The organism is Pseudomonas sp. MDT1-85 (genome assembly GCF_054898065.1).
In genome coordinates this window covers 4,579,020-4,593,889 of sequence record NZ_CM142715.1, presented here as the reverse complement: position 1 = coordinate 4,593,889, position 14,870 = coordinate 4,579,020, and the positions used below count along the sequence as shown (strand labels likewise).

Here is a 14,870-nt window from a genome sequence, read left to right as displayed (position 1 = left end):
TCTTATGGATCATAAACAAATAGTCGTAGTTCTGGGCATGCACCGTAGCGGTACAAGTGCCATTACTCGCGGGTTAAAAGTTCTTGGTGTAGACCTCGGCGGCAATCTTTTGTCGGCTGAGGTGGGTAATAACGAAAAGGGTTTTTTTGAAGACGCCGCAGTAACGGATTTCAACGTCGAACTGCTAAAGGCGCTGGGTCATGACTGGCATACGCTGACGCCGATCCTGCCGAAGGAGTTGGAGTCGAAAGTTGCCCAAGATCAAAAAATTCTTGCGATCGAACTTCTGCGTAGCAAGCTTGCGGGGATCGATTGTTTTGGCGTTAAAGATCCACGCATGGCGCGGCTCCTGCCTTTCTGGCAGGAGGTTTTTGCCGCACTCGAGTTGAAAGTCAGCTACGTCGTCGCCTTTCGTAATCCGAAAAGTGTCGCTCACTCGTTGGCCAAGCGAAATAATTTTGAGCTGGAAAAAGGTTATTTTCTCTGGCTGGAACACATGCTGTTCAGCATGAAGTATAGCCAGGGCACTGCTCGTGTCTTTGTTAACTACGATTTGATGCTTCAAGAGCCAGAAAAGCAGTTGAAGCGTATTTCTGCTTCCTTGGGGCTACCGTTTGATCCGCAAGGGCCGGAGTTCCTTGAGTATCAGCACAAGTTTCTCGAGCGTTCGCTGCAACATAATACCTTTACCCCAGAAGACCTCAGCAAGGATCCCGCTGTATCGGTCGATGTGTTGAAGCTCAGCAATGTTCTTCTGGAGCTTTCCCATGACAAGCGAGCAGACGACCAGGCACTTGAAGCGTTGCTCAATGAACTCCACCGTGGGATGTTGGACCGTTTGCCTGCTTATCGACTCATGCGCCACTTCGAGGACCACAGTTCGGAGTTGAGTGTGCGACTGATCGAACAAGCGGTGTTGAAGGATCAGAGCATAAAGGCGCTTGAGGTAGACCTCGGTAATCTGGAAGCTCAACACAGCACACTTGCATCTGAATACTCGAACTTGGTAGCACACCGTCACGCACTTGAATCCGAATATGACACGATCAATACGGTTCTTGTTGATTCCGAGCGTTCGATTCAAAGCCTGGAAGCGGATCTGCGCCGCTATGCTTCTGGGCGCTTTCTGCTCAAGTCGCTGGTGTCGCATATGGCCGAGCGATTCGGATTGCGGTATCGCGGAGACAGTCCTGCCGAAAGCGAATTGTTCGACGCCAACTATTACCTGACCACTTATGAGGATGTTCGAGCCGCAGGCGTCAATCCGCTGCAGCACTATCTCGAACAGGGCTGGCGTGAAGGGCGCGACCCTTCGGCCGGCTTTTCTACCAATGCCTACCTTGAGCGATATGCTGATGTTCGGCTGCGTCGTATCAATCCTCTGATCCACTATCTGCGCCACGGCTACTACGAAGGCCGGTCGATCTACGATACGAAAGGTCGTAACTATCACCTTTCGCGTAAATTGAGTCGTCAACGCACTGTTGTCCAACTGCTGAGTCTGGTTTCGCAGCAGCCGCAGTTACTCGGGCGTTTTGTTCGCGAGGCACGTCGTGGTGGTCTGCGCCATGCGATCGCAATTGCGGCTCGTACACTCACTCGCAGTCAAAAACGCTTGGCCTTGAGCAAGGTGCTGCAGCCGCTGAGCGACAGCGCACTGGCAGAGTACGAGGTACTTAAAGTCGTACCTTATTACCTGGATCCTTATTTGCAAGAGATTACGAAGCCAGGGTCGATCATGATCGCCGTTCATCTTCATTTGCATGATGAGCAGATGGCTGGGGACTGGTCCGACTACCTGAAGCATATCCCGGTCGAATTTGACCTATTCATTTCCCGTAGTGGCGCAGGTAACACAAAGTTTGACGATAAGTCCTTGCGTGCCGCCGTGCCTTTGCTGCGCGAACTGGTCGTCGAGGGTGTTCCGGTAAACAGTGGGCACCTCGTCCCGTTGATCATTCAGTTCGGTAGCCGTTTAAGCAGTTACGACTATGTTGCGCATTTTCACGACATGGGCGGAAAAGACGCGGGCACGAACCTTCGGATGGAGCAGCTGTGCGGTTCACCGAGCATCGTTGGGCAAATCTTCGACTTGCTCGGCAATGACGCGAAAGTGGTGTACCCGGTCGATCACCGGCCAGAGGACGCTACGTACCATGAGTCTGGTTGGAGCGACGCCCGTGGCGTGCTCCCGACGGTAATGGAGAAGTATCCCCAGGTTGATGGCGCGACGTTCCCGAGCGCGGAATTCCCGCGTGCCGGCATGTTCTGGGCCCGCGTAAGTATGGTTAGCGACTTTATTCATTTGCCTTTGCAATATGAAGATTTTGCAGGTGAGCGCAAAGTTGCCACGTCCGACATGCTTACCCACTGCCTGGAACGGCTGCTTCTGGTTTGCACGACGATGAATGAAGGTCGCAATTACCAACTGGAGTCACCGCAGCTTTCTGGTGACCCGTTGGCCTATTACGAACCGCAATCCGATTACTCCGGCTCTATCGTGCACGACACGATCAAAGTGCTGGCGTACTACTTGCCACAGTTCCACCCTACGCCTGAAAACGATGAGTGGCACGGTGAGGGATTCACCGAGTGGTACAAGGTTCGCTCTGCCAACCCGCTGTTCCACGGGCACTACCAGCAGCATGTTCCTCACCAGGACATCGGTTATTACCATCTGGACGGCCCGGCACAGTTGATGCAACAGGCTGAGATGATGAAGAAGTCAGGTGTTCATGGCCTGATTTTCTATCACTACTGGTTCACCGGACGAATGATCTTGGAGAAGCCGGCGCAGATGCTGCTGGACAATCCACAAATCGACATGCCGTTTTGCTTCTGCTGGGCTAATGAAAACTGGACTCGTCGCTGGGATGGCAACGAGCAGGAAGTTCTGCTGGGGCAAGTGTATTCGGAAAATGACGCTCGTGACTTCATCCGCTATCTCATCCCATTCTTCAAGGACGAGCGCTACATCAAGGTGGATGGACGTCCAAAACTATCCGTTTATCGTCCTTCTTCAATCGAGCATAGCGAGCGTTATATCGCTATCTGGCGCGAAGAGTGTGAGAAGGCGGGTGTTAAACCACCTTATGTTGTCGCGACGCTGACACGCGGGGCAACGCATCCGCAAGACTATGGTATGGATGCTGCTATTGAGCGGGTCCTGCATGACTGGACCGGTGATGCGGTCGCTGATACTCGCGCTCAGTTGCGCCCCTATTGGCCTCTGGAAGGTAGTGTTCTCAACTACGCGGAAGTCGCCGACCACTATATGGAGCAGGATCTGGGCAAGGATTTCACCTTGTTCCGCTCTCTGGTTCCAACATGGGACAACACCGCTCGATACGGCACCAGAGCCTACGTGCTGAACAACTTCACGACTGCGAAGTTCCAGAGTTGGGTCGAGCGCCTTATCGATTATTCCGAGCAAAACTTGCCGGAAGATCGCCGTTTCGTGGTGATCAATGCCTGGAACGAATGGGCTGAAGGTGCGCATCTCGAACCGGATACTCGATTCGGTTACGGCTATCTAAACTCCATTGGGCGGGCAATGTCCGGTCAGTCGTTTTCGGCGGCCGGCCACGACGCTCTCGATAGTGATCTGAAACTCAATATTGTCCTGACATCTGATGCCTCGGCGCGTCTGGAGGCCGAGCCCGAGTCCCGTCACAAGTTCCTGGCGTGCCTTGCGAGTTCCGGCGTTTTTGAGCGGTGTTCGGTTGCTGTCGAAAGCGGTCAGGTACACCAGGCGCTGCAGGCACAAGGCGTGAAAGTTTCCAGTCATGCTGCCGATCTCGCGGATTTCACCCTTGTTTTCAGCGATGTCTGCCTGTTTCCCGCCGACGCCATTGAATCGTTGCTGAAAATGGCGATCCGGCACAAAGGCTTTGCCGTGTCCGCCAACCTGCGCAACGATCCTGACTTTGTGCAAAGCGAAACTATTGTCAACTTTACAATTGAAGCTGATCAGCGCGCTTGCATGGAGTTGCGCCCGAATGTTTCGGCCATCGGCTACAAGATCTGCTGCGAAGCTACATGCTTCCAGCTAATGCCCGAAGCCGTTACTCAGGTTGCGCTCGACACCGTGTCGACCATCATGCGCTACCATCGGCGGGGCGACAGAGCCTCACTGATTAATGCACTTCTTTCTTTAATTGCCCAGTCCGGTTGCTTGGTCAAGCCGATTCTGGCCATTCAGGATATGAGTGACGAGGAGATAGCGGTACTGGAAGGGGAGCTTGCAAAGCTGCCTTGGAGCGATGGCTGCGCACCGGTCATTCGGCGTTATTCATCGACAGAGCAGGCACCGGATCTACGCTCTCTGATGTTGAACGACACGCTCAAGGCTGTCGGCCGTGGTTATGTGGCATTTCTCGATTACGACGATTTGTTGTTTCCGAAGGCTTACGAGGTGCTGTTAGAGCAAATCAAGGCCAGCGGCAAAAATGCGACCTTTGCACGTGTGTATTCCACCATGGTCGATGCGGAGACCGGTTGCACGATCAAACGCGAAAAAATTTATGACTACGGTGAAACCTATCGTGATTTCGTCGAGCATAACCACGCACCGCTGCACAGCTTCCTGCTGGATCTGGATAAGTGCGATCTCGAAGCTGTGACCTACTTCGATGATATGAAGTACATGGAAGACTATTATCTGACGATGCAATTGTTCACTCGAGCCGGAACAGATTGGGCGTCCTTGCGAACCAGCGGCTTTATTGGTGACTACATTCATCGAATCGGCTGTGACACTCATACGCTCGCGCTCACTGACGAACAGCAGCGTACGGACTTGCTGAACAGTGAGTCCTATCGAATCTGTGAGGCTCGGATCAAGGCGTTGCGCGATCGTCTGCTTGCCCACGCATAACCCGGAGTAGGCCTGCCACTTCACTGGCGGGCCTTGGTTGTCTGATTCACTTAAGGTTTATCGTATGAGTAAGGATCTGGTTTTTCACACTACGGCTGTCAGTGCCTCGGCGAGAGCCCAAGTGAAAGGGCAAAAGCCTGCAGTCATCTGGCTCACAGGGTTGAGTGGTGCAGGAAAGTCGACGATTGCCAATGCGCTGGAACAGGCCCTGGTTGACAAAGGTCGGCATACGTTTTTACTCGATGGCGACAATCTGCGGATGGGGTTGTGCAAGGATCTCGGTTTCGCGGATGCCGATCGTGTTGAAAATATCCGGCGAGTTGCAGAAGTTTCCAAACTGCTCGTCGATGCTGGATTGATCGTGATCACTGCTTTCATATCGCCCTTCCAGCAAGATCGCGCGATGGCGCGTGACGTTATCGGGCCCGACGAGTTTGTCGAAGTGTTTGTAGACACTTCGCTGGAGGAATGTGAGCGGCGCGATCCTAAAGGGTTGTATAGCAAGGCAAGGGCTGGGGAGATTAAGAACTTCACCGGGATAGATTCTGCTTATGAGAAACCTACAGACCCGGATATTTCCATCAACACTGTTGCAGAGCCTCTGTCGGTCTCCATTGGATGCGTTTTAGAGTATCTGGACAAAAGGTTTGGTCAATGAAAACACTCGTTATCATTGGTGCTGGTTTCAGCGGTGCGGTAACGGCGGCGCAATTTCTGCGCCGCAGTCCTCCTGGGGTTCGAGTGGTGCTGATCAATAGATCCGGGGCAATGGCCCGAGGTCTGGCCTACGGCACCAACAGCTCCCTGCACCTGCTCAATGTGCCTGCCGGCAATATGAGCGCCTATGTTGATGAGCCGGATCATTTTTTACGCTTTTGTCAGGCACAGGATGCTGCTTATACAGCGTCGTCTTTCGTGCCGCGCAAACTTTACGGCGATTATCTGACCACTGTGCTGGATGATGCTGAAAAGTATTGCACCGAGGGTGCAATGCTTGAGCGGATTATTTCGGAAGTTAATTGCCTGCGACCCGATGGAGCAGGGGCTTATCTGGAGTTAGCCAACGGCGAGTGTATCAAGGCCGATCAGGTGGTACTGGCATTCGGTAATTTCTCCCCCGTCGATCCTTATGATTTTGATTTGTGCATGGCATCTCATCAATACCAGTCGGATCCTTGGGCAGGTAATTCTCAGATCAATGATGCGAATAGTCCGATCCTGTTAGTGGGTGCAGGGCTTACAGCTCTGGATGTTTCGCTCGGGCTATTACAGCAGGGGCATCGTGGACCCATTTATATGGTTTCGCGACGTGGACTTCGTCCACTGCCCCATCGGCCTCAAAGGCCGGCTCAGGAAGTACCGATAAGTTTAGTGGATGACCTGATGCAGGCTCCTCCAAAGGTACTTGAGTATGTGCGGTTGGTTCGCCACGCAATCGACGCGGCGCGACCTCATGGGCTGGATTGGCGCGATTTGCTGGCGATTATCCGCTCAGCCACGCCTCAATTGTGGGAGCGTCTGGCAGAGGTTGAGCGCCAGCGCTTTCTACGTCACGTGCAACCCTACTGGGATGTTCACCGTCATCGAGTTGCTCCGGTGGCCTACCAACGCTTCGAAGAGGCGGTATTGGCCGGGCAGATTTACTCCGTGGCGGGACGAATCCAGAAGGTAAGTTCAAATGCCGGGCAGATATCAGTCGATGTACGACTGCGCGGCGAGGACAGACTGCAACAACTCACCGTTGTGCGTGTCATCAACTGCACAGGGCCAAATACCAACTTGCGACGTGTCGATGACATGCTGATCACCCAACTAAGAGAGGACGGTCTCATACAATCCGATCCGCTCGGTCTGGGATTGGTTGTCGACGAGCGACTGGCGGTAAAAGATGCCAATGGCAATGGATCAACTTGGCTTCACTACATAGGTCCGATGCTCAAGGCAAACTTTTGGGAAGCTACTGCCGTACCTGAACTGCGTCAACATGCAAAGGTGCTGGCGTCAAGATTAGTAAACTTGCTTCACTGAAAAATACGTTGATGGCTTACCATTGCACCGCTTTGAGGAAGTGCTCAGTCGTCACGACATCGATATCCCGTGTCAAATCCCTGGCACGCTGGGTGATCCAGTGCGGTGACCACCTCCAACCGTTGCTCAATCTGATGTGCGATCAGTTGCAGGAAAGTCGCATGATCCACTGCGACGTTTCTGAGATATTGCGGCGGTGCCGATACTGATCAATCGGCACCGAAGGCGATCGGTCCAATGTGCAGGATCTGGCCGCACCCTTAAGCGGTAGCACATAGATGACTGATGTTGAATACTAAGCAATTGATTGGCAGTCTGCCCTCTTATTTTTAGTTATATGGCAAAGGCGTCATCCAGATTGTCCATGTCATATTCTTTTACGCTCTAGCCACTGCTTCATTCAGACGAACATGCTTCAGTATAATTGAGAAGTTGTATTTTGTCGGGAGACCCAACTACCGCTATTTTCTTGTATTTCTGGTGTATATACTCAACAAGCAAACTATAAGTATTTTTTAGCTTGAGATTTTCCAAGTTGTCAATCGTTGCCTCTGGCGAAAGCAGTATAAGTTTTGTGTTAGATATCGCCTTGATGTGATCCCGCTGGAATTGGTCAGATCGCTTGTACAAATAGTACAATTCCCAAGATGGAGCTTTTGCATTGAAAAATGCGTATACGCCTGGAAAATGTGGTGCGGCTAGTAACTCATTGCGTCCAATATTGCATTGTTGCATCGCTCGTTTCACTGCGAACAGAACATCGGCTTGATACTTGTCGATGTAAAATTTCTTGTCTCCTATGTCAATGGCAGAGACGGAGTCGGGATCATTGCTTTTTTGTCTCAAGTAGATTATTCCTGGCTCGTTAGGGATCCAGACAGTGAGCATCGTAATTGATGTTATATATGCAAGCGTTACCGACAGGGCCTTTTTGTTTTTCGATGAAAAATAGTGCGACATGCCAAATGCGGCAATGTAAGCAGGTAAAGTCGCTTGCGCTATATGACTGAGGTCAGCTCGCTCAAATGCTTGGTGCAGGTATGGTATTCCAGCAGCGCAACTTGCCCCTATCAGCAGGGAAAGACTATTTGGAATCCCGCGCTTGGATTTAGATAAGAATATGTATATGCCTGCCGCATAAATTAACGGTATAAGAATACATGTCATGCCGAGGGCGGCAGTTTGAATCAGGGTTACTGTTATTTCTCCGCTGAGATCAGCTCTCCAAATAAATGGAATAGGAATTGGAAGCTGCCAAGTGGATACTGCAAGCAGGGAGTCCATGAATGCCGAGAAGAAACCTTGCTGAAATACCAGCATCATCAGCATAGGCGAATAACCAGCAAAAATTCCTGCAGTAAACCATGCAGTGGCCGAGAGTAATAGAGTGCGTCTATTTAAATAAAGCATATACAGCATAATCAGAAAGAATGCCACTAGGAAGTAAAATCCGTGATTTCTACCAATAAACGCGGCTAACCCTGTAAAAACTCCAAATATGAACCATTGCCTAGTTTTGTCAAAGTTAACCAATGTAAAAAACACTAATGCACAAAGTATTAGAGTTAAGGATTGCTCGTAGACTTTGTGTCTAGGAAATCCCAAAGCAATTACTAATAAAACAGCGCAAGCTAGCCGTGTCTTCCATGGCAACCCGGCTTTTGACATTGCATACCATACAACCGTTAAGCCCATAGAGCCAAAGGCTGCGCCGGCAAGAAGCAAACTGAAGAGATCGTTGCTGCCGGTGATGTGGAAGAACAAACTGGCCCAGTAGTATCTTCCAGGATCATAACTATAGAAATCCAATATTGGAATTTCGCCAAGAAATGTTCTCTGCGAGGCATACCATAATAAACCTTCATCAGCCAATCCGAAGCCGTATCGCCACTGTATGACAAAACCAATTCCACATAGAAAAATCGATCCTAGAACGGCTTCAATAGACGCTCTATTTTTCACAAATATTTGTTTAATTAATATGAGCATTTTTCCTACCGTTAGTCGGTATTATCACCAGGTTAAATGGAAGATTTATTTTGTCGGCGTTATTGTTGACTCAGGAAAAATGTTCTTTGTTTTACCGGCCTTGTTTAGTGAAAGCGCAGGTTTTTCGATAAAAAACCAACACAATAGTGAGAGGCCGATAAGGGTAGGCGCTCCAATAATAAGCATGCTCGTAAAAGAGTCTGGTTTTATTTTTGACGCCATATAAAAAACCGGGTCATGAAAAACGTAAAGTCCGTAGGAAATATCAAAAGGCAATCTTGGTAAGGACGGACCATTCAGGCATAGTGTTAAAGCTAAAAAGCCTGCTACTGGAACCATGTACCAAGCCTGTGGATGCAGTTGGAAAACGCTATTTAAAATTGTTGTGCTGATCAATATCGCAGCTAGAACTCTCCATGATATTTTTGATAGTTTTTGGCGGTATAGATAAACGAGGTTTCCGGTAAAAAGCGCTGGAACTAAATTAGTGATACGCCATAAGGGTTCTTGCTGATTGTTAAGCGCTGCTATGGTGCAGCCTATGAAGAAACAAAACCAAATCACCCACTTATGATCGTATGCTTTTATTGCTATCAATATAGCCATTATAAGATAGGCAATTTCCTCCCATAGCAATGACCATAGCGATCCATTACCACCAGGCGCTAGAATTAACGCACCGCCACCAATATATATCTGCAGAGAACCGATCACACCAACTGAGAACCCCCACGCCAATCCGCTTACCACAAGCGAAGCGCCTAGCGCAGGAAGAATACGCAAGGCGCGCTTTTGCATGAAATGTAAATAGCTTCGACTCGACGAAAAGCTGCTGAACATTAGATAACCCGACACGGCTAGGAAAGTAGGCACCATTGGGAATGGAATTATCCAAGATGGCACATCTTGACCATTGGCAACCTTTGAGAAATAGCCTGCATGAAAATACGCAACCGAACCAGCCAAAAATAGGCGCAGCCAGTCAAAATTTGAGTTTCTAGATGCATTTGAAGATGCTTGGGGTGTCATGAGAGATCCTTTATAGTGGGCGCCATGCTAGCCGATGACGGCTGTTAGCTCCACAGTCCCCTATTAGCAGCATCCGCCTGAATGATTACATATCCAAAAGCCGTCTCTCGGCGGCTTTCTGTCTGATGGAGACAGCTATGTCCATCATCGGCTTGTCCGCAGTCACTGGCACGGTTTCGCAACCACGGTAGGCTTAGACCTTGTGGATATGATTGATCATACGGATCTGCATCGGCACGATTTCAAGTTGTTCACTGACTTCTTCACCGATGGTGTAGTTTCGGCTCTGTACGAGAGTTGGAAAGCTCGATTACCACCTTCTTGGCATTACGAAACGCGCAACCGACTCGGTACGTTTGGAACGCAAAGGGAGAGGAAATTTTGAACAAGATTCGGCGAGCACGCGACGCGATGGAAGCGCAGATGAGTGGGTAATATATTTCGAAAACAGCACACTAGTGGCCTGAGCGGCTAATTCATTAATTTATTTTTTATCACGCTCAGCTTCGCCTTGTGTACCGAACTGATAATGGCTTCAGCTGTTTTATTCCACTTGAACGGCTTGGCTGAGAACTCATTGTGAGCCTCGATGAATTGGCGGATAGCTGTCTTCAAGTCGGCAACGCTGGTGAAGGCACCTCGGTACAGCGCTCGCCTTTCCAGTTGTGCAAACCAGCCCTCTACGGCGTTCAACCAGGACGCGCTGGTCGGTGTGAAGTGCAATTTGAAACGCGGACGTTTTTCCAGCCACTGCTTGATTGCGGCCGTTTTGTGGGTCGAACTGTTATCCAGGATGACATGCAGATCCAGTGCCGGAGGTGTGCTGCGATCAATCTGGTGCAGAAAGGCTAGGAATTCCTTGGCGCGATGGCGTTGCGTGATCCGCCCGATGACTTGGCCAGTCATGATGTCGAATGCCGCGTACAGACTGGCTGTTCCATGGCGCTTGTAATCATGCGTCCGACGCTCGATCTGTCCGGGGCGCAGAGGCAACATTGGCTGGGTGCGATCCAAGGCCTGAATCTGAGTTTTCTCGTCCACAGACAGCACCAGGGCGTTGTCTGGTGGATTCAGATAAAGCCCGACTACGTCGACCACCTTGTCGGCGAAATGTGGATCGTTGCTGATTTTAAAGGTCTTCAGACGATGGGGTTTGAGGTCGGAAGCAGCCCAGACCTGACGCACCTGCCAGGTGGTGACCCGCGCATACTTGGCCATCAGGCGAACACTCCAGTGAGTAGCCTCCTTGGGTACTCGCCGGGTAGTCAGTGTGAGGATCTCGCTGACTTTTTCAGCCCCGAGTTTGAGCGGCTGACCACTACGTGGCAGGTCGCTCAAACCCTCGACGCCCGCCTCAAGATAGCGTTTTCGCCACTTGAACACTGTCGGCGGCGTGACCTGCAACTGTTCGCTGATGACCTTGGGCGTCAATCCATCCGCCAGTAGAAGCAGGATATGTGCACGCAGGGCGAGGCTCTGTTCCAGCGTACTCATACGCAACCAGCCTTGCAGGATAGCGTGATCAGAAGGCGTTAAAGCGAAGGGGGAAGTCGGTCGGGCCATGCGCATAACCAAGTCATGATATTGGGCGCTTAGTATATTCCTTACCAACATATAAATAAATGAATTAACCGCTCAGGCCACTAGGGACTTGGAATGTGGGGTTCATGGCGCGCTTAGTGCGCCAGCCAAGCTTGCAGTTGATAAAGGGTGAAAGTCCCTACGAGAGAAGTTATGGCGAAACACCTCGACCCCGAGTCATGCGTTGTGCACCGCGAGGTGTACGGCGAAGCGTTGGCAGGGGAAACCAGCAGGCCAGCCATTGAGCCGCGAAATCATGAGTCCAGGGCGCCGACGCTGTTAAGCGAAGCGGAAGGCCACAGTGTGCATGACGATAATCGCAAGCCATGTTTCACGCCCTGCGCGGTCGTAGACCCTGAGCATGCTGGGAAGTCAACTGTACGGAAGCTGGGAGATCTCATCCGTGTCTGGTCGTGACAAGCCAGACGGGGCAGGAAAGGTCACAAGCCAAAAGCCTGCCGTCTACGCGGATGAGAAGTCGGATAACTCCGTAGTACCTGAGAAGTTGTCGAACAATGGGTTTTGCTCAGCGGAGACAATGGAGGAAAGGGAGTTAGCCAAGGGGAACAGCGAACAGCCTTCCGCACCCCGGACGCAGAGCCGGACAAGTGCGTTGTCAGGGTTGCTCGCTGTACGTCAAGCAGCTCGGCGAGATCGCCGGGTAAAGTTCACGAGCTTGCTGCACCACGTGACGGTCGAGCTATTGCACGAGAGTTTCTACAATCTCAAGCGAGACGCGGCCAGTGGTGTGGATGGTCTATCGTGGCGAGAGTACGAGCAAGGTCTGCCCACAAGGCTGACAGCCTTACACGACAAAGTGCACAGTGGCCGCTATCGCGCCCAGCCTGTTCGGCGGGTGTTTATCCCAAAGGCAGATGGTAGCGAGCGCCCGCTGGGCGTAACCGCACTGGAAGACAAGATCGTCCAGACCGCAGTCGCGCAAGTGCTCAACGCAATTTATGAGCAGAACTTTCTCGGACTCTCGTATGGTTTTCGCCCAGGTCGAGGGCAACACGATGCATTGGATGCGTTATCGGTAGGAATACAGAATTCGCGTGTTCGTTGGATATTGGACGTGGATATTCGAGCGTTCTTTGACACCATCGATCACGAATGGATGATGTGCTTCCTGCAACACCGAATCGCGGATAGGCGAATGTTAGCGCTGATAGCTCGATGGTTGCGCACAGGTGTTCTCGAAAATGGAAAGCGCATTCCTGCGAAGCAGGGCACGCCGCAAGGTGCGCCCATTTCACCGTTGCTTGCCAACATCTACCTGCACTACGTGATGGACTTGTGGATCAGGCAATGGCGCGAGCGTACTGCACGAGGTCAGATGATTGCTGTGCGGTACGCAGACGACAGTGTGCTTGGGTTTGAAAAGCATGAAGATGCATGGAGTTTTCGCCAGGCGTTGGAGGCTCGACTAGCTCAGTTCAACGTAACTGATCCATAAACCCCACCTATCCAAAAACAGGTGGCGCGTTCAGCGCGTGAGATCGGGTGTGAAATCAAATCATTCTGGCGCGGAGACCATTCGTGGCGGTTACTTCATTTTTTGTGGCTTCATATCCACTACCGTCCCCGCCTGCACGTTTTTGATCGGTGACAGTAAGTGCGGCGAAATATTCCAGCGCTGGCTGGTGTCGGTTACCACTGTGACGGTCTTGCGGTTGAACTTCATGACGGTACCGGACAGGCGCTCACCATTGGGTGAATCGAAGCTTACCCGTGCTCCCGGATGGAACTGCATCATCGATTTATGAGCCTCCAACGACTCCAACATCTTCAGCCGTTCGATAATGTGATGATTCAATGTCACTAATTCATCGACGCTCAGATGATCAATATTGATACTCATGATGCCCTCCAATTCCAGGGTAGTAACGCCTCAACATCTTCAACCGATTCAGCCTGCGGTAATCGTTCCAGTACGTGGCGCAGCCACGTATAGGGCTCCTGGCCGTTAGCTTTGGCGGTTTCGACCAAGCTGTAGATCTGCGCACTGGCTGCGGCGCCCTTGGGCGTATCGCTGAATAACCATGCCTTGCGCCCTATGACAAACGGCTTGATTGCTCTTTCGGCGGCATTGTTGTCGATCGGTAAAAAACCGGCCTCCACGTAACGCTCCAGCCGGCTCCAGTTGCTGGCCAGATAACTGAGCGCCTTGCCGAGAGCACTTTGCGATGCGACTTGCGGGTGAGTTTTCTCCAGCCAGCTTTTCAACTGCGCGAGCACCGGCAAGCTCTGTTCCTGGCGACCGGCAAAGCGCTGCTCATCCGTCATTTCTTTCAAATCACGTTCGATACCGTACAACTTGTTGATCATCGTCAGCGCAACATCGGCCCGACCGGTTTTACCCTTGGGCTGCACTTTCTGCGCATCGACAAATTTGCGCCGTACATGGGCCATACAAGCCAAACGCTCGACACCCGGCTGTGCGGCCAAGGCGTTATAGCCGGCGTAATCGTCAGTCATCAAATAACCACGATAGTCGCCGAGCAGCCGCAATGGCACCTCCTGCGCTCGGCTGGTGGTGTAGTCAAAAAGAAGGACTGGTCGCTCCGGTGGGCCGCTGGCTTGTACCCACATCCAGGATTGGCTGGTCGGGTCTCGACCTGGCTCTTTCAGCACCTGCACTCGCGTTTCATCGCAGTGAACAATCGGACTTTCCAGTAACCGATCACGCATCAGATTCAGCAGCGGCTGGAAGTGTTCGCAGCACTGGATCACCCAGCGCGCCAGAGTTTGACGCGGGATATCGACACCGTGGCGAGCGAGGACTTTTTCGAAGCGGTGCAGCGGCAGGCCATCGACGTACTTGGTGGTCAGCAGCATCGCCAGCACGCTGGGGCTGGCCATGCTTTTATCGATCAGTTGCGCGGGTTTGTCGGCAGTGACCGGTGCTGTTTCGCAGCCTCGGCAGCCGTAGACCTTGCGGATATGTTTGATCACCCGGATCTGCATCGGCACGATCTCCAGCTGTTCGCTGGTTTCCTCGCCGATGGCATGTTTGCGGCAGCCGCAAACGCAGGTCAGTTCGTGTTCGGGGAGTTCGTGGATAACTTCGATGCGTGGCAAGTCAGCCGGTAGTGGCTTGCGTTTGCCACGGCGTTTGGTCGGGGCGACAACTTCTTCGTCAGCAGCAACAGGCGCTAGCGTGTCGATACTTTCGGCTTCATTAAACAGCGGCAGTTGTGGTGTCGCCGGATCAGCCGTTTGCTCAGACTTGCGCCCGAACAGGCGCTGACGAAGCAGCGCATTCTCTTCTTCAAGAAAAACGACCTTCGACTGCATCTGAGCAAGTAATTGCTTGAGCGCAGTCAGATCATCGGGAAAGTTGTCGGGCCTGGAAATCATGGCCCGG

Annotated in this window: 10 protein-coding genes and 2 pseudogenes; 6 read left to right on the top strand and 6 right to left on the bottom strand. The window is 51.7% G+C overall.

Annotated elements, in window-relative coordinates; translation table 11 throughout:
* Window positions 1-4: 4 nt before the first annotated feature.
* The 4 genes and pseudogenes from ACYZT2_RS20715 to ACYZT2_RS20700 all read left to right on the top strand — a co-directional run.
* The gene (locus ACYZT2_RS20715) at window positions 5-4,876 is read left to right on the top strand and encodes a glycoside hydrolase family 99-like domain-containing protein (protein ID WP_461966916.1); all 4,872 of its coding nucleotides are present in this window, start codon (window positions 5-7) and stop codon (window positions 4,874-4,876) included.
* Between the two features lie 64 nt (window positions 4,877-4,940).
* Window positions 4,941-5,534, top strand: coding sequence for an adenylyl-sulfate kinase (gene cysC, locus ACYZT2_RS20710; RefSeq protein ID WP_454868827.1), 594 nt, complete (start codon window positions 4,941-4,943; stop codon window positions 5,532-5,534).
* Window positions 5,531-6,904, top strand: a complete 1,374-nt coding sequence (locus ACYZT2_RS20705) for an FAD/NAD(P)-binding protein (protein ID WP_461966913.1) — start codon at window positions 5,531-5,533, stop codon at window positions 6,902-6,904. Before cysC ends, ACYZT2_RS20705 begins: the two co-directional genes overlap by 4 nt.
* A pseudogene (locus ACYZT2_RS20700) lies at window positions 6,900-7,092 on the top strand (IS66 family transposase); the annotation flags it as partial. The gene ACYZT2_RS20705 and the pseudogene ACYZT2_RS20700, both read left to right, overlap by 5 nt.
* Window positions 7,093-7,300: 208 nt before the next feature.
* Here ACYZT2_RS20700 and ACYZT2_RS20695 read toward each other — a convergent pair.
* The 3 genes from ACYZT2_RS20695 to ACYZT2_RS20685 form a co-directional block, all read right to left on the bottom strand.
* Window positions 7,301-8,893, bottom strand: coding sequence for a hypothetical protein (locus ACYZT2_RS20695; protein WP_461966911.1), 1,593 nt, complete (start codon window positions 8,891-8,893; stop codon window positions 7,301-7,303).
* Between the two features lie 45 nt (window positions 8,894-8,938).
* Window positions 8,939-9,922, bottom strand: coding sequence for an acyltransferase family protein (locus ACYZT2_RS20690; RefSeq protein WP_461966909.1), 984 nt, complete (start codon window positions 9,920-9,922; stop codon window positions 8,939-8,941).
* Between the two features lie 193 nt (window positions 9,923-10,115).
* The gene (locus ACYZT2_RS20685) at window positions 10,116-10,193 is read right to left on the bottom strand and encodes an IS66 family transposase zinc-finger binding domain-containing protein (RefSeq protein ID WP_461973198.1); all 78 of its coding nucleotides are present in this window, start codon (window positions 10,191-10,193) and stop codon (window positions 10,116-10,118) included.
* A 5-nt stretch (window positions 10,194-10,198) separates the two neighbouring features.
* Here ACYZT2_RS20685 and ACYZT2_RS20680 point away from each other — a divergent pair.
* Window positions 10,199-10,357: pseudogene (locus ACYZT2_RS20680) on the top strand (IS630 family transposase); the annotation flags it as partial.
* A 36-nt stretch (window positions 10,358-10,393) separates the two neighbouring features.
* On the opposite strand, the gene ACYZT2_RS20675 reads toward ACYZT2_RS20680, so the two are convergent.
* Window positions 10,394-11,485, bottom strand: coding sequence for an IS630 family transposase (locus tag ACYZT2_RS20675; protein ID WP_461966907.1), 1,092 nt, complete (start codon window positions 11,483-11,485; stop codon window positions 10,394-10,396).
* Window positions 11,486-11,906: 421 nt separating this feature from the next.
* Here ACYZT2_RS20675 and ACYZT2_RS20670 point away from each other — a divergent pair, with 421 nt between their 5' ends.
* Window positions 11,907-12,959 carry a reverse transcriptase domain-containing protein gene (locus ACYZT2_RS20670; protein ID WP_461966905.1) on the top strand — a complete coding sequence of 351 codons (1,053 nt, stop codon included), beginning with the start codon at window positions 11,907-11,909 and terminating at the stop codon, window positions 12,957-12,959.
* Window positions 12,960-13,049: 90 nt separating this feature from the next.
* Here the strand turns inward: ACYZT2_RS20670 and ACYZT2_RS20665 are convergent, their stop codons facing one another.
* Together ACYZT2_RS20665 and tnpC are read right to left on the bottom strand one after the other, a co-directional pair.
* Window positions 13,050-13,364, bottom strand: a complete 315-nt coding sequence (locus ACYZT2_RS20665) for a peptidylprolyl isomerase (RefSeq protein WP_448091603.1) — start codon at window positions 13,362-13,364, stop codon at window positions 13,050-13,052.
* A complete protein-coding gene (gene tnpC / locus ACYZT2_RS20660) occupies window positions 13,361-14,863 on the bottom strand; it encodes an IS66 family transposase (RefSeq protein ID WP_461964919.1) in 1,503 nt (500 codons plus the stop codon). Before tnpC ends, ACYZT2_RS20665 begins: the two co-directional genes overlap by 4 nt.
* Window positions 14,864-14,870 lie beyond the last annotated feature (7 nt).

Excerpts from the sequence above, each read along its gene's own strand:
- cysC (WP_454868827.1), top strand. The coding sequence starts at position 4,941 with ATGAGTAAGGATCTGGTTTTTCACACTACGGCTGTCAGTGCCTCGGCG.
- ACYZT2_RS20705 (WP_461966913.1), top strand. The coding sequence starts at position 5,531 with ATGAAAACACTCGTTATCATTGGTGCTGGTTTCAGCGGTGCGGTAACG.
- ACYZT2_RS20665 (WP_448091603.1), bottom strand. The coding sequence starts at position 13,364 with ATGAGTATCAATATTGATCATCTGAGCGTCGATGAATTAGTGACATTG.
- ACYZT2_RS20715 (WP_461966916.1), top strand. The coding sequence starts at position 5 with ATGGATCATAAACAAATAGTCGTAGTTCTGGGCATGCACCGTAGCGGT.
- ACYZT2_RS20690 (WP_461966909.1), bottom strand. The coding sequence starts at position 9,922 with ATGACACCCCAAGCATCTTCAAATGCATCTAGAAACTCAAATTTTGAC.
- ACYZT2_RS20675 (WP_461966907.1), bottom strand. The coding sequence starts at position 11,485 with ATGGCCCGACCGACTTCCCCCTTCGCTTTAACGCCTTCTGATCACGCT.
- ACYZT2_RS20695 (WP_461966911.1), bottom strand. The coding sequence starts at position 8,893 with ATGCTCATATTAATTAAACAAATATTTGTGAAAAATAGAGCGTCTATT.
- tnpC (WP_461964919.1), bottom strand. The coding sequence starts at position 14,863 with ATGATTTCCAGGCCCGACAACTTTCCCGATGATCTGACTGCGCTCAAG.